This is a genomic window from Streptomyces durocortorensis, from assembly GCF_031760065.1.
Classification (GTDB): domain Bacteria; phylum Actinomycetota; class Actinomycetes; order Streptomycetales; family Streptomycetaceae; genus Streptomyces.
Genome location: NZ_CP134500.1, coordinates 5,674,701 through 5,701,051 on the forward strand (window position 1 = coordinate 5,674,701; position 26,351 = coordinate 5,701,051).

A 26,351-nucleotide genomic window follows, 5' to 3' on the forward strand; every position below is an offset into this window, starting at 1 on the left:
CTCGGTGAACGGGGCGCGCCCAACGGTCACCCGCGGTGCCCACCCGGACCCCCGCACCCGAAATGACCTGCGAAGGGACCCGGCGGCGACCGATGGTTGCCAGATATCGAATGTCATGCAAGGCTGCGGCATTGACGAAGATCTGCACGCCCCTCGGGGTCCCGCAGGAGAGTCGCGCCGCATGATCGTCCAGCCGCGCGCCCCCGGGGCACCCGGGTACACAGGGTGTGATCGTGTTGACCGTCAAACTTTTTGGTGAGACGCTGAAAACCCCGCGCACCTGAGCTGTTCGGTAGAGCTGACAATCAGCAGAACCGCAGTAGTGACAGAGCCCTGCCGAGCACCGCGGGTGCGATCCCCTGACGACCCACACCGCATCGGTCGGTCACTCATTGTGGAGGACCATCCATCATGGCAAAGGCGCTTCTCGGTTACGTCGGCGGTTCCGACCCGCGACTCCTCGCCGAGATGCGACGGCTCCAGCAGCGCGTCCAGGACCTGGAATCCGAGCTCACCCGGATCCAGGGCGAGAACGACGCGCTGAACGCCGCCGCCCAGCACCAGGAGTCACTGCTCGACAGCATCGACATCGACGTACCCCAGGGCGAGCCGGCGCTGACCTGACCGCGGTGGCCCTCACGGGGGCCGGTCGGGTCGGCAACGGCTCAGTAGCCTCGGAACACCTCTGATTCGTCCTGCGTCACGGTAGAGCGATGTGCCGCGCAGGACCGTAGCAAGATCCACAGGGACGCTTCGGCGTCCCTTTTTCTTTGCCGGATCCCCTCCGCCCGACCCCGCCCCGGGCGTACCGGCCTTCGCTTACCGTCTGATGTGCCCTGCACCTTCATCAGTGAAACCGAGAGGGAAAGGTAGAGTCCGGCGGCGTGCACCTCAAGGCCCTGACCCTGCGTGGTTTCAAATCGTTCGCGTCCGCCACCACTCTGCGGTTCGAACCGGGGATCACCTGCGTCGTCGGTCCCAATGGATCGGGAAAGTCCAATGTGGTGGACGCGCTCTCCTGGGTCATGGGGGAACAGGGAGCCAAATCCCTGCGCGGCGGCAAGATGGAAGACGTGATCTTCGCCGGTACCACCGGGCGGCCCCCGCTCGGCCGCGCCGAGGTATCGCTGACCATCGACAATTCCGACGGCGCATTGCCCATCGAGTACGCCGAAGTGACGATCACTCGGATCATGTTCCGCAATGGCGGCAGCGAATACCAGATCAACGGCGACACCTGCCGACTGCTGGACATCCAGGAACTCCTCTCCGACTCCGGCATCGGCCGCGAGATGCACGTCATCGTCGGTCAGGGCCAGTTGGACTCCGTCCTGCACGCCGACCCGATGGGCCGCCGGGCCTTCATCGAGGAGGCCGCGGGCGTCCTCAAGCACCGCAAGCGGAAAGAGAAGGCACTGCGGAAGCTGGACGCGATGGGCGCCAACCTGGCCCGCGTCCAGGACCTCACCGACGAACTGCGCCGCCAGCTCAAGCCGCTCGGCCGCCAGGCCGCCGTCGCCCGCCGCGCCGCCGTCATCCAGGCCGACCTGCGCGACGCCCGGCTCCGGCTCCTCGCGGACGACCTGGTGACCCTGCGGGACGCGCTGCGCGACGAGATCGCCGACGAGGCCGAGCTGAAGAAGCGGAAGGACGCGGCGGAGGCCGAACTGAAAGCGGCGCTCGACCGCGAGGCGGAGCTGGAGGGCGAAGTGCGCCGGCTCGCCCCCCGGCTCCAGCGCGCCCAGCAGACCTGGTACGAGCTCTCGCAGCTGGCCGAGCGGGTACGCGGCACGATCTCGCTGGCCGACGCCCGGGTCCGCAGCGCCACCCAGGCCCCCACCGAGGAACGCCGGGGCCGTGACCCCGAGGACCTGGAGCGCGAGGCCGCCCGCATCCGCGAGCAGGAGGCGGAGCTGACGGCGGCCCTGGAGGCGGCCGAACACGCGCTGGAGGACACCGTCGGCCACCGCGCCGACCTGGAACGCGAACTGGCCGCCGAGGAGCGCCGCCTCAAGGACGCGGCCCGCGCCATCGCCGACCGCCGCGAGGGGCTCGCCCGGTTGAACGGCCAGGTCAACGCGGCCCGCAGCCGGGCCGGTTCGGCGCAGGCGGAGATCGACCGCCTGGCCGCATCCCGAGACGAGGCCCAGGAACGGGCACGAGCCGCCCAGCAGGAGTACGAACAGCTCAAGGCCGAGGTCGACGGCCTGGACGCGGACGACGAGGAGCTCGCCGCCCGCCACGAGGCCGCCAAGAAGGACCTGGCCGAGGCCCAGTCCGCCCACAGCACCGCCCGCGAGGAGGCCACCGCCGCCGAGCGCCGGCGGGCGGCGGTCGCGGCCCGGCACGAGGCACTGGCCCTGGGCCTGCGCCGCAAGGACGGTACGGGGGCGCTGCTCGGGGCCCGGGACCGGCTGACCGGCCTCCTCGGCCCGGCCGCCGAACTGCTGACCGTCTCGCCCGGCTACGAGATCCCGGTCGCCGCAGCCCTCGGCGCGGCGGCGGACGCGGTGGCGGTCACGGGCCCGGCCACGGCCGCCGAGGCGATCAGGCTCCTGCGCGAACGGGACGCGGGGCGCGCGGCGATGCTCCTGGGGGACGGGGCCGGGGGCGTCGCGGAAGCCGGGGCCGGGCACGTACCGGGGCAGTCCGGTCCCCCGGGCGCCGAGCCCTCGCACGTACCCGGTGCCGCCCACCCCGCCCCGCTGCCCGCGCAGAGCGGCGCGCCGGGTGGCGGGGGAGGCCGTACGGAGACCGGGGGCAGCGCTCCAAGCCCTACCGGAAGCGTCGCCGCCCCCACCGCCCCCGCCGTCGCCGACCTGGTCTCCGGCCCCGTCGCCCTGGTGAACGCCGTACGCCGCCTCGCACGGGACACCGTCGTCGTCGCCACCCTGGAGGACGCCGAAGCCCTCGTCGCCGCACACCCCGGGCTGACCGCGGTGACCGGTGAAGGGGACGTGCTCTCCGCCCACTTCGCGCACGGCGGTTCCGCCGGGGCGCCCAGCCTCCTGGAGGTGCAGGCCTCCGTGGACGAGGCCGCCGCCGAGCTGGCCGACCTCGCCGTGCGCTGCGAGGAACTGGCCGAGGCCCAGCGGCTGGCGGGGGAGCGGCGCAAGGAGTCGGCCGCGCTCGTCGAGGAGCTGGGGGAGCGCCGTCGGACGGCCGAGCGGGAGAAGTCCGGGGTCGCCCAGCAGCTCGGGCGGCTCGCCGGGCAGGCCCGGGGCGCGGCGGGCGAGGCCGAGCGGATGACCGCGTCCGCGGCCCGCGCCCAGGAGGCCCTGGAGCGGGCGACCGAGGAGGCCGAGGAGCTGGCCGAACGGCTGCTGGTCGCCGAGGAGGCCCCGGTCGAGGAGGAGCCCGACACCTCCGTACGGGACCGGCTCGCCGCCGACGGGGCCAACGCCCGCCAGACCGAGATGGAGGCCCGGCTCCAGGCCCGTACGCACGAGGAGCGGGTCAAGGCGCTGGCCGGGCGCGCCGACTCGCTGGACCGGGCCGCCCGCGCCGAGCGGCAGGCCCGCGCCCGCGCCGAGCAGCGCCGGGCACGCCTGAGGCACGAGGCGGCCGTGGCCTCCGCCGTGGCCTCGGGCGCCCGTCAGCTGCTGGCCCACGTCGAGGTGTCCCTCGTAAGGGCCGACCAGGAACGCACGTCGGCCGAGGCGGCGAAGGGCGAGCGGGAGCGCGAGCTGGCCGCCGAGCGCGACCGCGGCCGGGGGCTGAAGGGCGAGCTGGACAAGCTCACCGACTCGGTCCACCGGGGCGAGGTGCTGGGCGCGGAGAAACGGCTGCGCATCGAGCAGTTGGAGACGAAGGCCCTGGAGGAGCTGGGCGTCGAACCGGCGGGGCTGGTCACCGAGTACGGCCCGGACCAGCCCGTGCCGCCGTCGCCCGCGGCCGAGGGCGAGGAGCTGCCGGAGGACCCGGAGCACCCGCGCAACCTGCCGAAGCCGTATCTCCGGGTCGAGCAGGAGAAGCGGCTGCGGGCGGCCGAACGGGCGTACCAGCAACTCGGGAAGGTGAATCCGCTCGCCCTGGAGGAGTTCTCGGCACTGGAGGAACGGCACAAGTTCCTCTCCGAGCAGCTCGAAGACCTGAAGAAGACCCGGGCCGATCTGCTCCAGGTGATCAAGGAGGTCGACGAGCGGGTGGAGCAGGTGTTCACCGAGGCGTACCGGGACACGGCCCGTGAGTTCGAGGGGGTCTTCGCCAGGCTCTTCCCCGGCGGTGAGGGGCGGCTCGTCCTGACCGACCCGGACAACATGCTGGCCACCGGTGTGGACGTCGAGGCGCGCCCGCCGGGCAAGAAGGTGAAGCGGCTCTCGCTGCTGTCCGGCGGTGAGCGGTCCCTGACGGCCGTGGCGCTGCTGGTCTCGATCTTCAAGGCCCGGCCCAGCCCGTTCTATGTGATGGACGAGGTCGAGGCGGCGCTCGACGACACCAACCTCCAGCGGCTGATCCGGATCATGGAGGAGCTCCAGGAGAGCTCCCAGCTGATCGTGATCACGCACCAGAAGCGGACGATGGAGGTCGCCGACGCGCTCTACGGCGTGTCCATGCAGGGCGACGGGGTCTCGAAGGTCATCAGCCAGCGGCTGCGCTGACTCCCAACCGAATCATCAGAGGTCCAACGCACGTTTTGTGCACTCCTGGGTACACGGGACCAGACCCGCTGTTTGACTTCGCTTCTTGAACGCATAACCTCTCCAAAGTTGATTTCGCCTTCAAGTGGTGGCGGGCCGGATGTTGTGCCCCACTGGGAAGGCTCACCCCCACGTCTGACTTGCGGCCAGGCATCAGGAGTTCACGTGACCAGCACAGCGAACGGACCGGCGTCCGGAGCCCGAGCGGCCCATCCGGACCACCTCGGCCATGTCATCTTCATCACCGCGGCCGCGGCGATGGGCGGCTTCCTCTTCGGCTACGACAGCTCCGTCATCAACGGGGCGGTCGAGGCGGTCCGTGACCGGTACGACGTCGGCTCCGGGACGCTCGCCCAGGTCATCGCGATCGCGCTGATCGGCTGTGCGATCGGCGCCGCGACCGCCGGACGGATCGCGGACCGGATCGGGCGCATCCGCTGCATGCAGATCGCCTCGGTGCTCTTCACGGCCAGCGCGATCGGCTCCGCCCTGCCGTTCACGCTCTGGGACCTGGCGATGTGGCGCATCATCGGTGGCTTCGCCATCGGCATGGCCTCCGTCATCGGCCCGGCCTACATCGCGGAGGTCTCCCCGCCCGCCTACCGGGGCCGCCTCGGCTCCTTCCAGCAGGCCGCGATCGTCATCGGCATCGCCGTCTCCCAGCTGGTCAACTACACCATCCTCCAGGTCGCCGACGGCGACCAGCGCGGCGACATCCTGGGCCTGGAAGCCTGGCAGTGGATGCTCGGCGTAGAGGTGATCCCGGCCATCCTGTACGGGCTGCTCTCGTTCGCCATCCCCGAGTCCCCGCGCTTCCTCATCTCGGTCGGCAAGAAGGCCGAAGCGCGCAAGATCCTCGAAGACGTCGAGGGCAAGAGCATCGACCTCGACGCCCGGGTGGCCGAGATCGAGACGGCCATGCACAGCGAGCACAAGCCGGTCTTCAAGGACCTGCTCGGCAATCGCTTCTTCTTCCTGCCCATCGTCTGGGTCGGCATCGGCCTCTCGATGTTCCAGCAGTTCGTCGGCATCAACGTGGCCTTCTACTACTCGGCGACGCTGTGGCAGTCCGTGGGTGTCGACCCGACCGACTCGTTCTTCTACTCCTTCACCACCTCGATCATCAACATCATCGGCACGGTGATCGCGATGGTGCTGGTGGACCGGGTGGGGCGCAGGCCGCTCGCCCTCGTCGGCTCCATCGGCATGGCGATCGCGCTCGCCGTCGAGGCGTGGGCCTTCTCCGCCGACCTGGTCGACGGCAAGCTGCCCACCACCGAGGGCGCCGTCGCCCTGATCGCCGCCCACACGTTCGTGCTCTTCTTCGCCCTGTCGTGGGGTGTCGTCGTCTGGGTCTTCCTGGGCGAGATGTTCCCGAACCGCCTGCGCGCCGCGGCCCTCGGCGTGGCCGTCTTCGCGCAGTGGATCGCCAACTGGGCGATCACCGCGAGCTTCCCGAGCCTGGCCGACTGGAACCTGTCGGGCACGTACATCATCTACACCTGCTTCGCCGTGCTCTCGATCCCCTTCGTGCTCAAGTTCGTGAAGGAGACCAAGGGCAAGGCGCTGGAGGAGATGGGCTGAATCCCCGCTGCCCGTCTCCTCACCACCGCGCTGCCCCGGCTCACCGAGCCGGGGCAGTCGGCGTTCCCACCGAATCGCAGAACAGCCGCAGACTCCGCCACCCCTCCTCCACAGGCATCCCGCCGCACAGCGGATGCAGCACCAGACTGTCCGCCTCCAGGGCCTTCAGCTCGTCCGGCGTCACCACCCGGTACACCCCCTCCTCGCGCAGCTCCGCCACGGTGGTCGCCGCCGAGCGCACCGCCGAGCGGATGTCCTTGGACTGCCAGGAGGCGTACGTCCGCGCCTCGTGCAGCAGATGCTCGCCGTGCAGCGCCCACGTCCGCTCCGGGTCCTGCGACACGTGCAGCAGCGGCGTACGCTCCGCGGGCATCATGCAGAAGCCCTCCGTCCCGTGCTCGGCGCACTGCTCCCGGTAGTACGCCTCCAGCTCCGGCAGATGCGCGCTCGGGAACAGCGGCAGCCCCAGCCGGGCCGCCCGCCGCGCCGCCGCCCGCGAACTGCCGCCTACCAGCAGCATCGGGTGCGGCCGCGTGTACGGGCGCGGGGTGACGCGTACCGTACGGCTCCGGTACGCGAACGGCTCCCCGGTCCACGCCGCCAGGAGCGTCTCCAGCAGCTCGTCCTGGAGCCTGCCGCGCCGCCCCCACTCGACGCCGGCCCGCTCGTACTCCTCGGGGCGGTAGCCGATCCCCGCCACCGTCACCAGCCGCCCGGCGCTCAGCAGGTCCAGCACCGCGATGTCCTCCGCCAGGCGCAGCGGATCGTGCAGCGGCCCGATGATCGCCGAGACCGTCACCGCGATCCGGCGGGTGGCGCCGAAGACCGCCCCGGCGAACGTGAACGGGGACGGCAGCCAGGAGTTCGCCGCCCCGTGGTGCTCCTCGGTCTGGACCGTGTCGATCCCGTGCTCGTCCGCGTACGCCGCCATCTCCAGGGCGGCGCGGTAGCGGGCCGAGTGCGATACGGGGGTGGCGTCGGGATCTACGAGATTGAACCGGATCACCGTGAAGGCCATGGGCGTCCCTTTCGCCGGGCGGGCAGGCCGCACCATAACTGACGTAGCGTCAGAAGTGTAGGCCGGGGCGCGTCGGCTTCCCCGTCCGCCTGTGCTGGACGCCCCCGGCGGCTGACGGTGACCTCTTCGAATTCCCCGCGTAGCGCCCGCTGATGCCTCACGCCCGGTGGGCCACCCCCGAGTCTCCGCGGCGCTCCCCCGGCAGGAGGAGGGAGATCGTTCCCGTGGCTGACGTCGGGCCGATGCCGTCGATGCGACGTTGAGGACATGACCGCTGATGTACCGAGGGTGAAGACGTCCTGGCGCGCGTGGTGGCAGCAGTGGCCACGCTGGGTGGGCCGGACGGCGGTGTTCTGGGCGGTGGCGTACGCCGGCTTCGGTCTGGTCTGCGCGCTGAACGAGACCCCGGTGTTTCCCGCCGGGGACACTCTGGGGCCCTCCGCGCCGGGCTGGGCGGTCACGGTGGTGGGGGTGCTGGCGGCGCTGACCTGCGCGGTGGTGTCCCGGTACGGGATGCGGCCCACGCTGCGGGTGCTGCTGTGGACGGTGTGCGGGGTGGCCGGGCTCGCCGCGTTCAGCCTGCTGATGGACGTGATCACGCTGATGTTCGGCCAGGGCGTGGACAGTTGGGCCTCGGCCGCGCACCGCGCCCTGTCGGCGGCCGGGGCGCTCCTGCTCGCAGCGACCGCCCGCTCCGATCGACGCCTGCCCGTCGTGACCTCCATCCGGGCGCCTTCTGCGGCGTCCCGGCCGGTCCAGTTCGCCGCCTGGGCCGGCACGGTGGCCTTCCTCCCGTATGCGGTGATGAAGCTGACCTGGGCCTTCGGCGGCACCTTCGCCGGGATGTCCGGTGCCGAGATGCGCGCGATCTCCGAACGCAACGGAGCCTCGGGGATCTGGCTCACTCTGGAGTCCTGGGGCCTGGACGCCACCGTGCTCCTGGCCGCACTCGGCGTCTTCCTGCTGTGGGGCCTGGTCCGTCCCTGGGGTCAGGTGTTCCCGCGCTGGACGCCGTACCTGCGCGGACGTCGCGTGCCGCGCTGGCTCCCACTGGCTCCCGCCCTGATCGGCGCAGCCACCCTCGCCCCTTACGGGGTGCTCGGCCTCAGCTACGTGGCTCTGGCCACGACGGGCGTGGTCACGATACGGCCCGGCGATTTCCACTCGTCGGGCGACGCGCACCTCGTCGGCTGGATCGGGATGGCCGCATTCGCCGTATACGGACTCGCGCTGACGGTGGCCGCCCGCTCGTACTGGTTCCGGACCCGCCGTGTACCCGCCGCACATTGACGCCGGGGGACCGGCTGAGGCCCTGTGCTGACGGGTGCAAGCACCCTCGGCTCCACAGACGGGCGGCCCGGAGACGGCATGCCGGACGGACTCGGGTGGCCCGTGATCGCTCGTACGCGCATCGTCACGGGTTCGCACCTTCTGCGATTCCCCGCTTCTCGTGGCCGATACTGGACCCGTTATGGAAATCCTGATCCTTGCTGTAGTCATCGCCCTGGTCGCGGTCGGCCTGATCAGCGGGCTCGTGGTCAGCAGCCGCAAGAAGAAGCAGCTGCCGCCCCCTCCGCCGAGCACGCCGACCATCACCCCTCCCGCCGAGCCCCACGTCGGCGAGGAGGCCGAGACGCCGCGCGACGAAGCGCGGCGCACCATCGACGAGGTCGGCCTCCCGGAGGCCGCCGCGCCCGTCGAGGAAGCCCCGGTCACCGAGGAGCCCGAGGCCCCCGCGCCGCCCGCGCTGGAGATCCCCGAGCCCACCGAGGGCCGGCTCGTCCGGCTGCGGGCCCGGCTCGCGCGTTCGCAGAACTCGCTGGGCAAGGGGCTCCTCGCCCTGCTGTCCCGGGACAACCTCGACGAGGACACCTGGGAGGAGATCGAGGACACCCTCCTCACCGCCGACGTCGGCGTCGCCCCCACCCAGGAACTGGTCGAGCGGCTCCGCGAGCGCGTCCGGGTGCTCGGCACCCGTACCCCCGAGGATCTGCGTGCCCTGCTCCGCGAAGAGCTGATCACCCTGCTCGGCCCGGACTTCGACCGCGAGGTCAAGACCGAGGGCGGCGCCGAGACCCCCGGCGTCGTCATGGTCGTCGGCGTCAACGGCACCGGCAAGACCACCACCACCGGCAAGCTCGCCCGGGTGCTCGTCGCCGACGGCCGCAGCGTGGTGCTCGGTGCGGCCGACACCTTCCGCGCCGCCGCCGCCGATCAGCTCCAGACCTGGGGCGAGCGCGTCGGAGCCCGTACGGTCCGCGGGCCCGAGGGCGGCGACCCGGCGTCGATCGCCTACGACGCGGTGAAGGAAGGTATCGCCGAGGGCGCCGACGTCGTCCTCATCGACACCGCGGGTCGGCTGCACACCAAGACCGGTCTCATGGACGAGCTGGGCAAGGTCAAGCGCGTCGTGGAGAAGCACGGCCCGCTGGACGAGGTCCTGCTCGTCCTGGACGCCACCACCGGACAGAACGGCCTCGTTCAGGCCCGGGTCTTCGCGGAGGTCGTGGACATCACCGGCATCGTCCTGACCAAGCTCGACGGCACCGCCAAGGGCGGCATCGTCATCGCGGTCCAGCGCGAGCTGGGCGTACCGGTGAAGCTCATCGGGCTCGGCGAGGGCGCGGACGACCTGGCCCCGTTCGAGGCGGGCGCCTTCGTGGACGCGTTGATCGGCGACTGACGCGCGGTCGTGAACCGCTCCGTACGGCGGACGGGCGGCGGCTCCCACGGGGAGCCTGCCGCCCGTCCGCCGTTTCCGCATCCTCTACGAGCGGTGGCAGACGTACGCCAGCGTCCCCAGCAGCAGCCGCGCCTGCGGGGGAGCGGCCGCCGTGTCCAGCACCGGGGGGCGCAGCCAGCGGACCGGGCCGAGGCCGCCGAGGTCGGAGGGCGGGGCGGTGATGTGGGCGCCCGGCCCCAGGGCGCGCAGATCGAGGTCCGCGTCGTCCCAGCCCATCCGGTAGAGCAGCGCGGGCAGTTCCGCGGCGGCCCCGGGGGCGACGAAGAACTGCGCCCGGCGCGTCGGCGTCACCGCGACCGGGCCCAGCGGCAGCCCCATCCGCTCCATCCGTACCAGCGCCCGCCGCCCGGCCTGCTCCGCGACCTCCAGTACGTCGAAGGAGCGGCCCACCGGCAGCAGCATCGCCGCGCCCGGCGTCTCGGCCCAGGCGTCCGCGGCGCGCTCCAGTCCGGTGCCCGCCGGGACCTCCCGGGCGAAGCCCAGCGGGTGGGCGCCGGGCGCCGGGCACACCGGATCGCCGCACGAGCAGGCACCGGCCTCGGCCCGCGCCCCGGGGGCCACGGCCCAGCCCCACAGCCCTGTGTACTCGGCCACCGCCGTGCCCTCGGTACCGCGGCCGCGCCGCCGCGCACCGGATCGCATCTCCCGGATGCCGCCGATCGTGAAGCCCATACCCCCTCCAACGGGTCCGAGTCATCGGTGGTTACGACCCGCGGTGCTCGGGTAGCCCTCCGTCGCTGAAACTCGATCGAGTGGCGTGCGCGGTGGTGCGCAAGGGAGTGCGGCACGGCGTGCGCGCCCCGCGAGTGCTTCCGTCCGCTCGCTCTCGGTCGTGGTCGCTCAAGTCAAGCGCGCCCGGCGGCAGTCGGGTTCATTCGAAGGGGTGGCGAATGGTGGCGTTTCCGCGATCCCCCTCGCGAGAGGGGTGATCGTAGGATTACCGTCGGTACACGAACCCTGGGAGTATGTGCACCCACGGGTATGCCGCGGGCAACCCGATTTACTGTTCGATGTCGTTGGGAACTCCCGCACGGACAGCACTGATGCACGGCATTCTGATAATGGTTCGCGCGATGAGGTTTCGGCGGGATGGGGGCGTTCCAGTGAGTGGCAGCGGCGCAGGCGACACGGAGGCCGGCAAGCGCCCCAACGGGCAGCTGAGTTCATGGTTCGTGCGCAGCGGCTGGTCCAAGGGCGAGCTGGCGCGACAGGTGAACCGGCGGGCGCGCCAGATGGGCGCCCACCACATCAGCACCGACACCTCCCGGGTGCGGCGCTGGCTCGACGGGGAGCAGCCGCGGGAGCCGATTCCGCGCATCCTGTCCGAACTGTTCTCCGAGCGCTTCGGCGCCGTCGTCGCGGTCGAGGAGCTCGGGCTGCGCACCGCGCACCAGTCACCCTCGGTGTCCGGCGTCGACCTGCCCTGGGCCGGCCCCCAGACCGTCGCCCTGCTCAGTGAGTTCTCCCGCAGCGACCTGATGCTCGCCCGCCGCGGCTTCCTCGGCAGCTCGCTCGCGCTGGCCGCGGGCCCCGCGCTCATCGAGCCCATGCAGCGCTGGCTGGTGCCCGTCCCCGCCCCGGGCCCGGGCGAACCGGAATCCCCGGCCGCCGCCCGCCGTCCCTCCCGGCTCTCCCCGCCCGAGCTGGACCTGCTGGAATCGACCACCGCGATGTTCCGGCAGTGGGACGCCCAGTGCGGCGGCGGACTGCGCCGCAAGGCCGTCGTCGGGCAGCTCCACGAGGTCACCGACCTCCTCCAGGAGCCCCAGCCCGGCCCCACCGCCCAGCGGCTCTTCCGCTGCGCCGCCGAACTGGCCGAGCTCGCGGGCTGGATGAGCTACGACGTGGGCCTCCAGCCCACCGCCCAGAAGTACTTCGTGCTCGCCCTGCACGCCGCCAAGGAGGCCGGGGACAAGCCGCTCGGCAGCTACATCCTGTCCAGCATGAGCCGCCAGATGATCCACCTGGGCCGCCCCGACGACGCCCTGGAGCTGATCCACCTCGCGCAGTACGGCAGCCGCGACTGCGCCACCTCCCGTACGCAGGCCATGCTGTATGCGATGGAGGCCCGCGCCTACGCCAACATGGGGCAGCCCAGCAAGTGCAAGCGGGCCGTCCGGATGGCCGAGGACACCTTCCTGGACGCCGGTCTCGACGGCGAGCCCGAGCCCGACTGGATCCGCTTCTTCTCCGAGGCCGAGCTCAACGGGGAGAACGCCCACTCCTACCGTGACCTGGCCTATGTCGCGGGCCGCAGCCCCACCTACGCCTCCCTCGCCGAGCCCGTCATGGAGAAGGCCGTCGAGCTGTTCGGCGAGGACGACGAGCACCAGCGCTCCTACGCGCTCAACCTCATCGGCATGGCCACCGTCCATCTGCTCCAGCGCGAGCCCGAGGAGTCCACCGTGCTCGCCACCCGCGCCCTGAAGATCGCCAAGAAGGTCCGCTCCGAACGGGTCAACACCCGTCTGCGCAAGACCGTCGACACCGCTGCCAGGGACTTCGGCGATGTCGCCGACGTCGCCCGGCTCACCGAGCTGCTCCACGAACAGTTGCCGGAGACCGCCGAAGCGGTCTGACCGGCACCACCGGCCCCGGCCGCGGCGCCCCTTCCGAACAGCCCGACCCGGCTCCCCCATCGCCTGGTCACACGGAGGGGTGCCGTGGCCGGTTTCGTGTTTTTCCGGCCCTTGGGCGTTTCAACCGCACCGTATGCGGCGTGCGCCGCATGGTAGCCAGGGCACCGGGCGCGCCACCCCGGATTCATTCGGCCGTAACACGCGATCCCTCTTCGTCACGCTCGCGAAACATCGTGCGGCATCTCCGGAAACGGTGCTCGGCCAATCTCATGGCGCACAGGGGGTGTCCGGCGGACGCCCTCCGACCGGCCCGCACCTTCCAGTGGTCCCGCAGCATTCCCCCGCACGCCGCGGCCGCACCGACGACGAGGAGACGCCGATGCCCCCAGGCATCACGACGCTTGCCGCAGACGCCCCTGAGCTGTCTGCCGCCAACACCGGGTTCATGCTCATCTGCACGGCCCTGGTGATGCTCATGACCCCCGGCCTGGCCTTCTTCTACGGAGGCATGGTCCGCGTCAAGAGCACCCTCAACATGCTGATGATGAGCTTCATCAGCCTCGGGATCGTCACGATCCTGTGGGTGCTCTACGGATTCAGCCTCGCCTTCGGCTCCGACATCGGCTCGGTCGTCGGATGGAGCTCCGACTACGTAGGCCTGAGCGGCATCGGACTCAACGAGCTGTGGGACGGCACCACCATCCCGGTGTACGTCTTCGCCGCCTTCCAGCTGATGTTCGCCGTCCTCACCCCGGCCCTGATCAGCGGTGCGCTCGCCGACCGCGTGAAGTTCACCGCGTGGGCGCTCTTCATCGTCCTGTGGGTCACCATCGTCTACTTCCCCGTCGCCCACTGGGTCTGGGGCTCGGGCGGCTGGCTCTTCGAGATGGGCGTCATCGACTTCGCCGGCGGCACGGCCGTCCACATCAACGCCGGTGCCGCGGCCCTCGGCGTGATCTTCGTCATCGGCAAGCGCGTCGGCTTCAAGAAGGACCCGATGCGGCCGCACAGCCTGCCGCTCGTCATGCTCGGCGCGGCCCTCCTGTGGTTCGGCTGGTTCGGCTTCAACGCCGGATCCTGGCTCGGCAACGACGACGGCGTCGGCGCGGTCATGTTCCTGAACACCCAGGTCGCCACCGCCGCCGCCGTCCTCGGCTGGCTGATCTACGAGAAGCTGCGCCACGGCTCCTTCACCACGCTGGGCGCCGCCTCCGGCGCGGTCGCGGGCCTCGTCGCCATCACCCCCGCGGGTGGCTCCGTCAGCCCGCTCGGCGCCATCGCGATCGGCGCCATCGCCGGTGTCCTGTGCGCCATGGCGGTCGGCCTGAAGTACAAGTTCGGCTACGACGACTCCCTGGACGTCGTCGGCGTCCACCTCGTCGGCGGCATCATCGGCTCCGTCCTGGTCGGCTTCTTCGCCACCGGCGGTGTCCAGTCCGACGCCAAGGGCCTCTTCTACGGCGGCGGTGTCGAACAGCTCGGCAAGCAGGTCATCGGCGTCGTCGCGGTCCTCGCGTACTCTCTGGTCGTCTCCGGCCTCATCGCCCTGGTGCTCCACAAGACCATCGGGATGCGGGTCTCCGAGGACGACGAGATCTCCGGCATCGACCAGGTCGAGCACGCCGAGACGGCGTACGACTTCAGCGGAGCCGGCGGCGGCACGGTCTCCCGCACCACCGCCCCCGCGACGGACCCGACGGCAGCACCGAAGGCAAAGAAGGTGGACGCATGAAGCTCATCACCGCGGTCGTGAAGCCCCACCGGCTGGACGAGATCAAGGAGGCCCTCCAGGCCTTCGGCGTCCAGGGCCTCACCGTCACCGAAGCCAGCGGTTACGGGCGTCAGCGCGGCCACACCGAGGTCTACCGGGGCGCCGAGTACACCGTCGACCTGGTCCCCAAGATCCGCATCGAGGTCCTTGTCGAGGACGAGGACGCCGAACAGCTCATCGAGGTCGTCGTCAAGGCCGCCCGCACCGGCAAGATCGGAGACGGCAAGGTCTGGAGCGTCCCGGTCGAGACCGCCGTCCGCGTGCGGACCGGCGAACGCGGCCCGGACGCCCTCTGACCGACGGCCCGCAAACGGAAGGCAGCCGGGTGACGAGTACCGAAGTGACCACCGAAACCGAAGGCTCGGGACCCAGCGGCTACGCGGCGGCCCGGCTGCGCCTCCTCCAGCAGGAGGCGCAGTCCGGGCCGCCGCGCCGTGCGGCCCTCGCCCGCCTCACCGACGACTGGCTCACGGGCCTGTTCACCGCGGCCGCCGAACGCGCCGGAGTCCGGGGCGCCGCGCTCGTCGCCGTGGGCGGCTACGGCCGCGGCGAGCTCTCCCCGCGCAGCGACCTCGACCTGCTCCTCCTGCACGACGGCAGCGCCGACGCGGCGGCCCTCGCCGCCCTCGCCGACAGCATCTGGTACCCGGTCTGGGACCTGGGCCTGGCCCTCGACCACTCCGTACGCACCCCCGGCGAGGCCAGGAAGACGGCCGGAGAAGACCTCAAGGTCCAGCTCGGCCTGCTGGACGCCCGCCCGGTCGCGGGCGACCTCGGCCTCGTCGCCTCCCTGCGCACCGCGATCCTCGCCGACTGGCGCAACCAGGCCCCCAAGCGCCTCCCCGCCCTCCACGAGCTCTGCCAGGAACGCGCGGAGCGGGCGGGCGAGCTCCAGTTCCTCCTGGAGCCCGACCTCAAGGAGGCCCGCGGCGGCCTCCGCGACGCCACCGCCCTGCGCGCGGTCGCCGCGTCCTGGCTCGCCGACGCCCCCCGCGAAGGGCTCGACCAGGCCCGCCGGACCCTCCTGGACGCCCGCGACGCCCTCCACCTCACCACCGGGCGCGCCACCGACCGCCTCGCCCTCCAGGAACAGGACCAGGTCGCCGAGGCACTCGGCCTGCTCGACGCCGACACCCTGCTGCGCCAGGTCTACGAGGCCGCGCGGACGGTCTCGTACGCCACCGACGTCACCTGGCGCGAGGTCAACCGGGTCCTGCGCGCCCGCTCGGCCCGTCCCAAGCTCCGTGCCATGCTCAGCGGAGGCCGCGGCTCCAAGGCCGTCCCCGAGCGCGCCCCGCTGGCCGACGGCGTCGTCGAGGCCGACGGCGAGGTGGTCCTCGCCCGCGCCGCCCGCCCCGACCGCGACCCGGTCCTCACCCTGCGCGCCGCGGCGGCGGCCGCCGAGGCCGGTCTGCCGCTCTCCCGCCATCTCGTACGCCACCTGGCGACCACCGCCCAGCCGCTGCCGGTGCCCTGGCCCGCCGAGGCCCGCGAAGAGCTCGTCACTCTGCTCGGCGCGGGGGAGGCCGCCGTCGCCGTCTGGGAGGCGCTCGAAGCGGAAGGGATCATCACCCGGCTGCTGCCCGACTGGGAACGCGTCCACTGCCGTCCCCAGCGCAACCCCGTGCACACCTGGACCGTCGACCGGCACCTGGTGGAGACCGCCGTCCGCGCCGCCTCCCTCACCCGCCGGGTCCACCGCCCCGACCTCCTGCTGGTCGCCGCCCTCCTCCACGACATCGGCAAGGGCTGGCCCGGGGACCACTCGGTGGCCGGGGAGGTCATCGCCCGCGACATGGCCACCCGCATCGGCTTCGACAAGCACGACGTGGGCGTCATCGCCACCCTCGTACGCCACCATCTGCTGCTCGTCGAGACCGCCACCCGGCGCGACCTCGACGACCCCGCCACCGTGCAGTCCGTCGCCGCCGCCGTCTCCGACGCCTCCACCCTGGAGCTGCTGCACGCCCTCACCGAGGCCGACGCGCTCGCCACCGGGCCCGCCGCCTGGTCCACCTGGCGTGCCTCCCTCGTCACCGGCCTCGTCGAACGCGTCGCGGCCGTCCTGGCGGGGGAGTTCCCCGGAGAGCCGGACGAACCCGCGCCCAGCGCCGAGCACGAACGCCTCGCCGTCGAAGCCCTGCGAACCGGCGAACCCGTCCTCGCCCTGCACACCCAGCCCGAGGAGCCCGCCGGGGACGGCGAGGTGGAACCGGTCGGCGTAGAGCTCCTCATCGCCCTGCCCGACCGCCCCGGAGTGCTGCCCGCCGCCGCCGGAGTCCTCGCCCTGCACCGGCTCACCGTGCGCGCCGCCGACCTGCGGGCGGTGGAGCTCCCCAACGAGCTGGGTGAGTCGGCGGACCTGCTGCTGCTCAGCTGGCGGGTCGCGGCCGAGTACGGGTCCCTCCCGCAGGCCGCCCGGCTCCGCGCCGACCTCGTACGAGCCCTGGACGGCTCCCTGGACATCCGGGCCCGGATCGCGGAGCGGGAGGCCGCCTACCCGCGCAGGCGTGGTGTGAAAGCACCGCCGCCCCGGGTGACCGTCGCCGCCGCGGGCTCCCGCCGTGCCACCGTCATCGAGGTCCGCGCCCAGGACGCCCCGGGGCTGCTGCACCGGATCGGCAACGCCCTGGAGGGAAGCGCGGTACAGGTGCGCAGCGCGCATGTCTCCACCCTCGGCGCCAACGCCGTGGACGCCTTCTACGTCACCGGCACCGACGGCGAACCACTGCCTCCGGTCCGGGCCGCCGAGGTGGCCCGGGAGGTCGAGAAGGCCCTCGGCTGACCTGCCCGGCCCCCGCTGTCCGCCTTCGTATCCGGGCGAGGGCTTGGTGTTCTCCGGGGGACGGATACCCTGGAGGGCGATTGACCTGCCCCGCCCCCGACCCTGAGGACCGACGAGCGCCGTGTTCGATACTCTCTCCGACCGCCTTAGCGCGACTTTCAAGAACCTCAGGGGCAAGGGTCGCTTGTCCGAGGCCGACATCGACGCCACGGCACGCGAGATCCGTATCGCCCTGCTGGAAGCCGATGTCGCCCTGCCCGTGGTGCGGGCCTTCATCGGCAAGGTGAAGGAGCGGGCGCGCGGCGCCGAGGTCTCCCAGGCGCTGAACCCCGCCCAGCAGGTCGTCAAGATCGTCAACGAGGAGCTCGTCGCCATCCTCGGCGGTGAGACCCGGCGGCTGCGGTTCGCCAAGACCGCGCCCACCGTGATCATGCTCGCCGGTCTCCAGGGCGCCGGTAAGACGACGCTGGCCGGAAAGCTCGGCCTCTGGCTCAAGGGCCAGGGCCACTCCCCGCTGCTCGTCGCCTGCGACCTCCAGCGCCCCAACGCCGTCAACCAGCTGAGCGTCGTCGCCGAGCGCGCCGGGGTCGCGGTCTACGCCCCCGAGCCGGGCAACGGTGTCGGCGACCCGGTCCAGGTCGCCAAGGACTCCATCGAGTTCGCCCGGGCCAAGGTCCACGACATCGTGATCGTCGACACCGCCGGCCGTCTCGGTATCGACCAGGAGCTGATGCAGCAGGCCGCGGACATCCGCGACGCCGTCAGCCCCGACGAGATCCTCTTCGTCGTCGACGCGATGATCGGTCAGGACGCGGTCAACACCGCGGAGGCCTTCCGCGATGGTGTCGGCTTCGACGGCGTGGTGCTCTCCAAGCTCGACGGCGACGCCCGCGGTGGTGCGGCCCTGTCGATCGCCCACGTCACGGGCAAGCAGGTCATGTTCGCGTCGAACGGCGAGAAGCTGGAGGACTTCGACGCGTTCCACCCGGACCGGATGGCCTCCCGCATCCTCGACATGGGTGACCTGCTCACCCTGATCGAGCAGGCCGAGAAGACGTTCAGCCAGGAAGAGGCCGCCAAAATGGCCTCCAAGCTGTCGTCGAGCAAGGGCAAGGACTTCACGCTCGACGACTTCCTGGCCCAGATGGAGCAGGTCCGCAAGATGGGCTCCATCTCCAAGCTGCTCGGGATGCTGCCCGGCATGGGGCAGATCAAGGACCAGATCAACAACATCGACGAGCGCGACATCGACCGCACCGCCGCGATCATCAAGTCGATGACCCCCAAGGAGCGCGCCGAGCCGACGATCATCAACGGCTCGCGCCGGGCCCGTATCGCCAAGGGTTCGGGTGTCGAGGTCTCCGCGGTCAAGGGCCTGGTGGAGCGCTTCTTCGAGGCCCGCAAGATGATGTCGAAGATGGCCCAGGGCGGCGGCATGCCCGGGATGCCGGGGATGCCCGGCATGGGTGGCGGCCCCGGCCGTCAGAAGAAGCAGGTCAAGCAGGCCAAGGGCAAGCGCAAGAGCGGCAACCCGATGAAGCGCAAGGCCGAGGAGGCCGCCGCCGCGGAGCGCCGCGAGCAGGCGGCCGCCCAGGGCGGCGCGTTCGGCCTGCCCGCCCAGGACAGCAAGAACTTCGAGCTGCCGGACGAGTTCAAGAAGTTCATGTAGGACAAGGCACGGCATGTGTAAGGGGCGCCCTTGAGAGAGGGCGCCCCTTACGTATGTCCTGAAGCCCCATGCCCCGAAGAGGCCCGCTCAGGTCACGCAGACCAGGTAGCGGAACACGTTCGGCATCCACACCGTGCCGTCCGGCCGCCGGTACGGATGCAGGGCCTCCGCGACCTCCTTCTCCACCTGTGAGCGGTCCGTGGCCCGTACGGCGGCGTCGAAGAGACCGGTCGACAGCAGCCCGCGCACCGCGCTGCCCACGTCCGCGTAGCCGAACGGACAGGACACCCGCCCCGAACCGTCCGGTTTCAACCCGGCCCGGGACGCCACCTCCTCCAGATCGTCCCGCAGGGTGGGCCGCCAGCCGCCCGATGCCGTACGCGGCGGGCGCGCGGACTCCGCCAGCCGGGCGGCTACCCGCAGCACCGCCGCCGTGGCACACCGCTCCGGCGGACCCCAGCCCGTCAGCACCACCGTCGCCCCCCGGGCGGCCAGCGGCACGGCCGACTCCAGCGCGGGCACCAGCCCCTCGGAATCGCCCGCGGCGCAGCCGATCGGCTCGAAGACCGTGATCAGGTCGTACGGAGCCCCGTCCGCACCGGATGCCGCGGCTCCGCCGTCCTCCAGCAGCCGGGCCCGACGGCGCGCCGGTTGCGCGGAGTGCGCGGGCGCGTCGTCCCAGCCCGCGCCGGGCAGCAGCCGGGCGCGGGCCAGGGCCAGGCGCTCCCGGTCGGAGTCCACACCCGTGACGTGCGCCCCCCGGGCCGCGGCGACGAGCATCGCGAGGCCGGAGCCGCAGCCGAGCGACAGCATCCGGGTGGCTGCCCCGACTTCCAGCCGGTCGTACACCGCCTCGTACAGCGGTGCCAGCATGCGCTCCTGGATCTCGGCCCAGTCACGTGCGCGGGTACCGGCGTCCGCCGGCGCGGACGGATCCGCGCCCCGGTGGTGCCGGACGAGCGTTGGTGTCATGGAAAGCGCCCCAATCCGCCAAGAGGTCGATCGTGCCCGAATGGACGGCCCCCGCGTGCGTATGTCCGCACCCCCCGTATGCCAGAGAACTGCGCATCCGCCGTTCCGTCCAGGGGTTGTGGAGCAATGTTTGCGTGCTCCGGTCGTGCGCCCCGCCCCCGCGTCCGCTCTCCGAACAGTCTGACCCGACACCCCGCCCCGGGCACGTCGAGCCGCGCGGAAGGTAGTCTCACGGGGCGGATCCGTAAGGGCCGACGTGCGCCGGCACACCGCACAACCGCTGCGCCGGGCGTACGGACGCTACGCACCACCTTGGTGTGAGCTGTGTGTCTTCTCCGCAGTTCTGCGCACGCGCCCTCGTCCGGACGCATCAAGGGCAACTGACTGGTACGTGCAAATTATTTGGGATGCCCCGGAATAGGAACACCGGAGCACTCGGGCTCGTTATCACGACGTGAGCACGACACCACCTGTACTTGCCGCAGAGCTGGCACAGGCGTGGGCCGACATTCAGCGGCACCACCCCGAGCTGCCCGATCTTGCCGCGCCCGAGTCCCTGATCGGAGAGTCCTCGTCCGCCTGTGGCGCCGAGCTCTCCTTCGAACGACTGCTCCACGAGGCAGTCCACGGCATCGCCGCCGCGAGAGGAGTCCGTGACACCTCCCGCGCCGGCCGCTACCACAACAGACGCTTCCTCGCGATCGCCGAGGAGCTGGGCCTCGACCATGCCGAGGAACCCCACCCCAGCAGCGGATTCTCGCTGGTCACGCTGAATCCGGAAGCCAAGCGCCGGTATCGTCCGACCACCGAACGGCTACAGCGCGCCCTCAAGGCGCACACGGTCGCCACCGCCGCCGACACCAAGCGCTCCTTCCGCGGACCTGCCGCCCGGCACGGTTCCTCCGGGGGCGGTGTGCGGGTCAAGGCCGTCTGCGACTGCGGACGCAACGTCCGGGTCGTCCCGTCGGTCCTGGCACAGGCGCCGATCGTCTGCGGTGGCTGCGGAAAGCCGTTCCGGATCCCGGAAGCGGCGGTCGCGGTGGGGTGAGCCTTCGTGGTGTGGCACAATGGCTAGCTGTACTCGACAGTCGCATAGGACCCCTCTCTCCTCCGGCTGACGCGTCCATCGGGCACCCGAGTACCGCAACCCCACGTGGCATCTTCGTTGTGCCCAACCACGTCATAGACCAGGAGACACCACTTCCGTGGCAGTCAAGATCAAGCTGAAGCGTCTGGGCAAGATCCGTTCGCCTCACTACCGCATCGTCGTCGCCGACTCCCGTACCCGCCGTGACGGCCGGGCCATCGAGGAGATCGGCCTGTACCACCCGGTGCAGAACCCCTCGCGCATCGAGGTCAACTCGGAGCGCGCGCAGTACTGGCTGTCCGTCGGCGCCCAGCCGACCGAGCCGGTCCTCGCGATCCTGAAGCTCACCGGTGACTGGCAGGCCCACAAGGGTCTCCCGGCCCCCGCGCCGCTGCTTCAGCCGGAGCCCAAGGCTGACAAGCGCGCACTGTTCGAGGCGCTGTCCGCGGACGGCGACGAGGCCAAGGGTGAGGCCATCACCCCCAAGGCCAAGAAGTCCGACAAGAAGGCGGACGAGGCGGCTGACGCTGCTGCGTCCACCGAGTCCACCGAGGCCTGAGCATGCTCGAGGAGGCTCTCGAGCACCTCGTGAAGGGCATCGTCGACAACCCCGACGACGTGCAGGTGGCCTCGCGCACCCTGCGCCGCGGGCGCGTGCTGGAGGTTCGGGTTCACCCCGAGGACCTCGGCAAGGTGATCGGCCGCAACGGCCGCACCGCTCGCGCCCTGCGTACGGTCGTGGGTGCCATCGGCGGCCGTGGGATCCGCGTCGACCTCGTCGATGTGGACCAGGTTCGCTGAGAGAAGTTGAACACCGGCCAGGGCCGGGGAGGGCCTTCGGGCCGTCCCCGGCCTTTGTCGTCGGCCACCCGGGGCGCCCAGGCGTCCGTCCCCACCAATCGGAGAACAGCGTGCAGTTGGTAGTCGCGCGGATCGGCCGCGCCCACGGCATCAAGGGCGAGGTCACCGTCGAGGTACGAACGGACGAGCCGGAACTGCGGCTCGGGCCCGGCGCCGTCCTGGCCACCGAACCGGCGGCGACGGGCCCGCTGACGGTCGAGTCCGGCCGGGTCCACAGCGGCAGGCTGCTGCTGCGCTTCGAGGGCGTGCGCGACCGCACCGCCGCCGAGGCACTGCGCAACACCCTGCTGATCGCCGAGGTGGACCCGGAAGAACTTCCCGAGGACGAGGACGAGTTCTACGACCACCAGCTGATCGACCTCGACGTGGTGCTCGCCGACGGCACCGAGATCGGCCGGATCACCGAGATCTCCCACCTGCCCTCGCAGGACCTCTTCATCGTGGAGCGCCCCGACGGCAGCGAGGTGATGATCCCCTTCGTGGAGGAGATCGTCGCCGGGATCGACCTGGAGGAGCAGCGCGCGGTCATCACCCCGCCGCCCGGCCTGATCGACGCGAGCGAGGCCGTGGTGGCCTCCTCCCGCGACGAGGAGGAGGCCCCCGGGGACGCGGGCGAGGCGCCGAAGGGCGAAGCCTGATGCGGCTCGACGTCGTCACGATCTTCCCGGAGTACCTGGACCCGCTGAACGTCTCCCTCGTCGGCAAGGCCCGCGCCCGTGGCGTACTGGACGTCCATGTGCACGACCTGCGGGAGTGGACGTACGACCGGCACAACACGGTCGACGACACCCCCTACGGCGGCGGCCCCGGCATGGTCATGAAGACCGAGCCCTGGGGCGAGGCGCTGGACCAGACACTCGCCGACGGCTACGAGTCCGGGGCGCACTCCCCGGTGCTCGTCGTGCCCACGCCCAGCGGCCGCCCGTTCACGCAGGAGCTGGCCGTCGAGCTCTCCGCGCAGCCCTGGCTGGTCTTCACCCCGGCCCGCTACGAGGGCATCGACCGCCGCGTGATCGACGAGTACGCCTCCCGGCTGAGGGTCGTCGAGGTCTCCATCGGGGACTACGTGCTGGCGGGCGGGGAAGCGGCCGTCCTGGTGATCACGGAGGCCGTCGCCCGGCTGCTGCCCGGCGTCCTCGGCAACGCCGAGTCCCATCGGGACGACTCCTTCGCCCCGGGCGCGATGGCGAACCTGCTGGAGGGCCCCGTCTACACCAAGCCGCCCGAGTGGCGCGGCCGGTCCATCCCGGACGTCCTGCTCAGCGGCCACCACGGGAAGATCGCGCGCTGGCGCCGTGACCAGGCCTTCGCCCGCACCGCACTGAACCGGCCGGACCTGATCGAGCGGTGCGAGGCGAGCGCCTTCGACAAGAAGGACCGCGAGATCCTGTCCATCCTGGGCTTCGCGCCGGAGCCCGGCGGCCGATTTTGGCGCAGGCCCTCCGACGTGGAACAATAGGCCGCTGCTGTCCGTCCGGTGTGCGCCCCTGCCACAGGGGGAAAGACGCCCGCCCGACGTGATCAGCACCCCGAACTCTTCAACGACCTTCCCGTCGATGACCTGTGGCATCGGCGAAGAAAGCAGAAACCATGGCTTCCCTGCTCGATGGCGTCAACGCCGCCTCCCTCCGTACGGACGTCCCGGCGTTCCGCCCCGGTGACACCGTCAACGTCCACGTGCGCGTGATCGAGGGCAACCGCTCCCGTATCCAGCAGTTCAAGGGTGTTGTCATCCGCCGCCAGGGCTCGGGCGTCAGCGAGACCTTCACGGTCCGCAAGGTCTCCTTCAGCGTCGGCGTCGAGCGCACCTTCCCGGTGCACAGCCCGATCTTCGAGAAGATCGAGCTCGTCACCCGCGGTGACGTCCGCCGCGCCAAGCTGTACTTCCTCCGTGAGCTCCGCGGCAAGGCCGCGAAGATCAAGGAGAAGCGCGACAACTGAGCTGAGTCCCGCGTCCCCAGGGCGGCCGGATAAGCTTCGGCCGCGATGGACACGCAAGCACAGCACTCGAAGCGCGACCGCTCCCGGAACCCGATGCGGGTCCTGGGGAGCGGTCGCGCTTCTCGCGTACCCGGGACCGTATCGTCGCCGTGGTCTCCTGGCGGCGGGTGCTCGCCGGGGCGGTCGCGGGCGCCCTCGCCCTGCTGTTGTTCAGCGCCTATGTGGTCCAGCCCTTCCTGATCCCCAGCGGCTCGATGGAGCCCACGCTCCAGGTCGGTGACCGGGTCCTCGTCAACAAGCTGGCGTACCGTTTCGGCGCCGAGCCCCGGCGTGGCGACGTGGTGGTGTTCGACGGGACCGGCTCCTTCGTAAGGGAAGACCTCGACGCGAACCCGGTGGCCGGGCTGCTGCGCGGTGCGGCGGCGTCCCTGGGCCTCGCGGAGCCCGCCGACACCGACTTCGTGAAGCGGGTGGTGGGCGTGGGCGGTGACCGTGTCGTCTGCTGCGACGCGGGGGGGAGGGTCCAGGTGAACGACGTCGCCGTGGACGAGCCGTATCTGTACCCCGGTGACACCGCGTCCCGGGTGCCGTTCGACATCGTCGTGCCCACGGGGACCCTGTGGATGATGGGCGACCACCGCAGCCGCTCCAGCGACTCCCGGGACCACCTCGGATCGCCCGGCGGCGGGATGGTCCCCGTCGAGCGTGTCATCGGCCGGGTGGACTGGCTGGGCTGGCCGCCGGCCCGGATCGGCCCGCTGGAGGGGACCGGCGCCTTCGGGGGCGTACGGAAGCCCGGCGGGGCGCATGGGTAACCGCGGGCGCCCGCGCGGCGCTCATGACCCCGACGCGTCCCTGCCGACCGGCAGCAGGCCCACCGGACCGCGCTCGCTGCCCAACCGGGCGGAGCGCCGCAGGCTCGCCAGGAAGGTCCGGCGCAAGCGCCGCAGGTCCGCGGTGAAGGAGATACCCGTCCTCGTCGTCGTGGCGCTGCTCATCGCGCTCGTCCTGAAGACCTTCCTGGTCCAGGCGTTCGTCATCCCGTCCGGATCGATGGAGCAGACCATCCGGATCGGCGACCGGGTGCTGGTGGACAAACTGACCCCGTGGTTCGGGTCGAAGCCGCAGCGCGGTGACGTCGTGGTGTTCAAGGACCCCGGCGGCTGGCTCCAGCAGGAGAACCCCGGGCAGCAGAAGGACCCGCCGATCGGCGTCAAGCAGGTCACCGAGCTGCTGACCTTCATCGGGCTGCTGCCGTCCGACGACGAGCAGGACCTGATCAAGCGCGTCATCGCGGTCGGCGGCGACACCGTGAAGTGCTGCGGCGAGGACGGCCGGGTCACCGTCAACGGCGTACCCCTGGCGGAGACGTATCTCCACCCCGACGACCGCCCGTCGGCCATCCAGTTCGAGGTGGAGGTCCCCCCGGGGCGGCTCTTCGTCATGGGCGACCACCGGTCCGACTCCGCCGACTCCCGCTTCCACCTCGACGAGCCCGACCGGGGCACGGTCTCCGAGGAGGAGGTCGTGGGGCGGGCCGTCGTGATCGCCTGGCCCTTCGGGCACTGGAGCACGCTCGAACAACGCGACGCCTTCAGGGCGGTCCCGGACGCGCGCGGCTCCGGGGCGGCTGTGTCGGCCCCGTCGAATAGTGTGGCACCTCCGGATCGATACGGAATGGTCCGGCTCCCGACCCCTGCGGAACTCCCGCTCGTTATGGGAGTGGTGGGCCTGCACCGGATCGGGCGCGGGCAGTGGCACGTATTGAGGAGTGGATGTGGGGGATTTGGCGGTCGGCGCACGATCCGGACACGACGAACCCGAGGACCGGCCGGGGCGCGACGAGTCCCCCGCTGCAGGAGGGGCGGACGGGGCGACGGGTGAGTCCGGCCCGGCGGACAGCGGTGGTGCCGCACCCAAGAAGCACCGTTCCTTCTGGGTCGAGCTGCCGCTGCTGGTCGGTATCGCCCTGGTTCTGGCGCTGCTGATCAAGACGTTCCTGGTCCAGGCGTTCTCGATCCCCTCGGACTCGATGCAGAACACCCTGCAGCGGGGCGACCGGGTGCTGGTCGACAAGCTGACCCCCTGGTTCGGCTCCGAGCCGGAGCGCGGCGAGGTCGTGGTCTTCCACGACCCGGGCGGCTGGCTGGAGGACACCGAGACCCCGGACCCCAACGTGGCGCAGAAGTTCCTGAGCTTCATCGGCCTGATGCCGTCCGCCGAGGAGAAGGACCTGATCAAGCGGGTCATCGCGGTCGGCGGCGACACCGTGGAGTGCAAGGAGAACGGGCCGGTCACGGTCAACGGCAAGGCGCTCGACGAGAAGTCGTTCATCTTCCCGGGCAACACCCCGTGCAACGACAGGCCCTTCGGCCCGATCAAGGTGGAGGAGGGCCGGATCTTCGTCATGGGCGACCACCGGCAGAACTCCCTGGACTCCCGCTACCACCAAGAGCTCCCGGGCCAGGGCACCGTCTCCAACGACGAGGTCGTCGGCCGCGCCGTGGTCATCGCCTGGCCCCTGGGCCGCTGGGCGACCCTGCCCATCCCCGACACCTTCGACCAGCCCGGTCTGAACGCGGCCGCCGCGATGGCCCCGGCGGCACTGGGCGTAGCCGGAGCGGTGCCCCTCGTGTTGTGGCGGCGCAGGAGGCTGACCGGCGGGCGTACCGCCGGGTAGGGTGCCGACTCGGATCAGCGA

At 71.4% G+C, this 26,351-nt stretch carries 21 protein-coding genes and 1 pseudogene; 19 read left to right on the plus strand and 3 right to left on the minus strand.

The annotated features are described in order from the left end of the window. Positions 1-411: 411 nt before the first annotated feature. From RI138_RS25195 to RI138_RS25205, 3 genes are all read left to right on the plus strand, one after another. Complete coding sequence (locus RI138_RS25195; protein ID WP_073213902.1) at positions 412-624, plus strand: hypothetical protein; 213 nt, start codon at positions 412-414, stop codon at positions 622-624. Between the two features lie 260 nt (positions 625-884). Further along, the gene (locus RI138_RS25200) at positions 885-4,601 is read left to right on the plus strand and encodes a chromosome segregation SMC family protein (protein WP_311121725.1); all 3,717 of its coding nucleotides are present in this window, start codon (positions 885-887) and stop codon (positions 4,599-4,601) included. Positions 4,602-4,805: 204 nt separating this feature from the next. After that, positions 4,806-6,224: a sugar porter family MFS transporter gene (locus tag RI138_RS25205; RefSeq protein WP_311121726.1), complete on the plus strand. Its 1,419-nt coding sequence runs from the start codon at positions 4,806-4,808 to the stop codon at positions 6,222-6,224. Between the two features lie 40 nt (positions 6,225-6,264). Here RI138_RS25205 and RI138_RS25210 read toward each other — a convergent pair whose 3' ends face one another. Beyond that, positions 6,265-7,242, minus strand: a complete 978-nt coding sequence (locus RI138_RS25210) for an LLM class flavin-dependent oxidoreductase (protein ID WP_311121727.1) — start codon at positions 7,240-7,242, stop codon at positions 6,265-6,267. 267 nt (positions 7,243-7,509) lie between these two features. On the opposite strand from RI138_RS25210, the gene RI138_RS25215 reads away from it, so the two are divergent. Continuing rightward, on the plus strand, positions 7,510-8,532 hold the full coding sequence (locus RI138_RS25215) for a hypothetical protein (RefSeq protein ID WP_311121728.1): 1,023 nt from the start codon (positions 7,510-7,512) through the stop codon (positions 8,530-8,532). Between the two features lie 181 nt (positions 8,533-8,713). Continuing rightward, the gene (gene ftsY, locus RI138_RS25220; protein WP_311121729.1) at positions 8,714-9,925 is read left to right on the plus strand and encodes a signal recognition particle-docking protein FtsY; all 1,212 of its coding nucleotides are present in this window, start codon (positions 8,714-8,716) and stop codon (positions 9,923-9,925) included. Positions 9,926-10,009: 84 nt separating this feature from the next. Here ftsY and RI138_RS25225 read toward each other — a convergent pair whose 3' ends face one another. Continuing rightward, positions 10,010-10,657: a bifunctional DNA primase/polymerase gene (locus RI138_RS25225; RefSeq protein WP_311121730.1), complete on the minus strand. Its 648-nt coding sequence runs from the start codon at positions 10,655-10,657 to the stop codon at positions 10,010-10,012. 431 nt (positions 10,658-11,088) lie between these two features. Here RI138_RS25225 and nsdA point away from each other — a divergent pair, with 431 nt between their 5' ends. The 5 genes from nsdA to ffh all read left to right on the plus strand — a co-directional run bounded on the left by nsdA (position 11,089) and on the right by ffh (position 18,789). Next, positions 11,089-12,564, plus strand: a complete 1,476-nt coding sequence (nsdA, locus tag RI138_RS25230) for a transcriptional repressor NsdA (protein ID WP_096626336.1) — start codon at positions 11,089-11,091, stop codon at positions 12,562-12,564. 379 nt (positions 12,565-12,943) lie between these two features. Next, positions 12,944-14,296 (plus strand): ammonium transporter, encoded by a 1,353-nt coding sequence (locus RI138_RS25235; protein WP_311121731.1) that lies wholly within the window; start codon positions 12,944-12,946, stop codon positions 14,294-14,296. Continuing rightward, positions 14,293-14,631, plus strand: a complete 339-nt coding sequence (locus RI138_RS25240) for a P-II family nitrogen regulator (RefSeq protein ID WP_003965965.1) — start codon at positions 14,293-14,295, stop codon at positions 14,629-14,631. Before RI138_RS25235 ends, RI138_RS25240 begins: the two co-directional genes overlap by 4 nt. A 29-nt stretch (positions 14,632-14,660) precedes the next feature. Beyond that, the gene (locus tag RI138_RS25245; RefSeq protein WP_311121732.1) at positions 14,661-17,120 is read left to right on the plus strand and encodes a [protein-PII] uridylyltransferase; all 2,460 of its coding nucleotides are present in this window, start codon (positions 14,661-14,663) and stop codon (positions 17,118-17,120) included. Positions 17,121-17,241: 121 nt separating this feature from the next. Beyond that, entirely contained in the window at positions 17,242-18,789 is a 1,548-nt protein-coding gene (gene ffh / locus RI138_RS25250; protein ID WP_311121733.1) for a signal recognition particle protein, read from the plus strand. Positions 18,790-18,876: 87 nt separating this feature from the next. Here the strand turns inward: ffh and RI138_RS25255 are convergent, their stop codons facing one another. Continuing rightward, a complete protein-coding gene (locus RI138_RS25255) occupies positions 18,877-19,761 on the minus strand; it encodes a methyltransferase domain-containing protein (RefSeq protein ID WP_311121734.1) in 885 nt (294 codons plus the stop codon). Between the two features lie 454 nt (positions 19,762-20,215). Here RI138_RS25255 and RI138_RS25260 point away from each other — a divergent pair, with 454 nt between their 5' ends. The 9 genes and pseudogenes from RI138_RS25260 (at position 20,216) to lepB (RI138_RS25300) (ending at position 26,330) form a co-directional block, all read left to right on the plus strand. Next, complete coding sequence (locus tag RI138_RS25260) at positions 20,216-20,809, plus strand: hypothetical protein (RefSeq protein WP_096626346.1); 594 nt, start codon at positions 20,216-20,218, stop codon at positions 20,807-20,809. A 157-nt stretch (positions 20,810-20,966) separates the two neighbouring features. After that, entirely contained in the window at positions 20,967-21,407 is a 441-nt protein-coding gene (gene rpsP / locus RI138_RS25265) for a 30S ribosomal protein S16 (protein ID WP_018488710.1), read from the plus strand. A gap of 2 nt (positions 21,408-21,409) precedes the next feature. Further along, positions 21,410-21,649 carry an RNA-binding protein gene (locus RI138_RS25270; RefSeq protein WP_066978740.1) on the plus strand — a complete coding sequence of 80 codons (240 nt, stop codon included), beginning with the start codon at positions 21,410-21,412 and terminating at the stop codon, positions 21,647-21,649. 110 nt (positions 21,650-21,759) lie between these two features. Continuing rightward, entirely contained in the window at positions 21,760-22,347 is a 588-nt protein-coding gene (gene rimM, locus RI138_RS25275; RefSeq protein WP_311121735.1) for a ribosome maturation factor RimM, read from the plus strand. Then, positions 22,347-23,168 (plus strand): tRNA (guanosine(37)-N1)-methyltransferase TrmD, encoded by an 822-nt coding sequence (gene trmD, locus RI138_RS25280; protein ID WP_311121736.1) that lies wholly within the window; start codon positions 22,347-22,349, stop codon positions 23,166-23,168. The genes rimM and trmD overlap by 1 nt, the downstream gene beginning before the upstream one ends. Before the next feature lie 131 nt (positions 23,169-23,299). Beyond that, a complete protein-coding gene (gene rplS, locus RI138_RS25285; protein WP_096626352.1) occupies positions 23,300-23,650 on the plus strand; it encodes a 50S ribosomal protein L19 in 351 nt (116 codons plus the stop codon). Between the two features lie 45 nt (positions 23,651-23,695). Then, a pseudogene (lepB, locus tag RI138_RS25290) lies at positions 23,696-24,465 on the plus strand (signal peptidase I). Then, positions 24,458-25,534 carry a signal peptidase I gene (gene lepB / locus RI138_RS25295; RefSeq protein ID WP_311121737.1) on the plus strand — a complete coding sequence of 359 codons (1,077 nt, stop codon included), beginning with the start codon at positions 24,458-24,460 and terminating at the stop codon, positions 25,532-25,534. Before lepB (RI138_RS25290) ends, lepB (RI138_RS25295) begins: the two are co-directional and overlap by 8 nt. Beyond that, positions 25,437-26,330 carry a signal peptidase I gene (gene lepB, locus RI138_RS25300; protein ID WP_311123004.1) on the plus strand — a complete coding sequence of 298 codons (894 nt, stop codon included), beginning with the start codon at positions 25,437-25,439 and terminating at the stop codon, positions 26,328-26,330. Before lepB (RI138_RS25295) ends, lepB (RI138_RS25300) begins: the two co-directional genes overlap by 98 nt. The last annotated feature ends 21 nt before the right edge of the window (positions 26,331-26,351 follow it).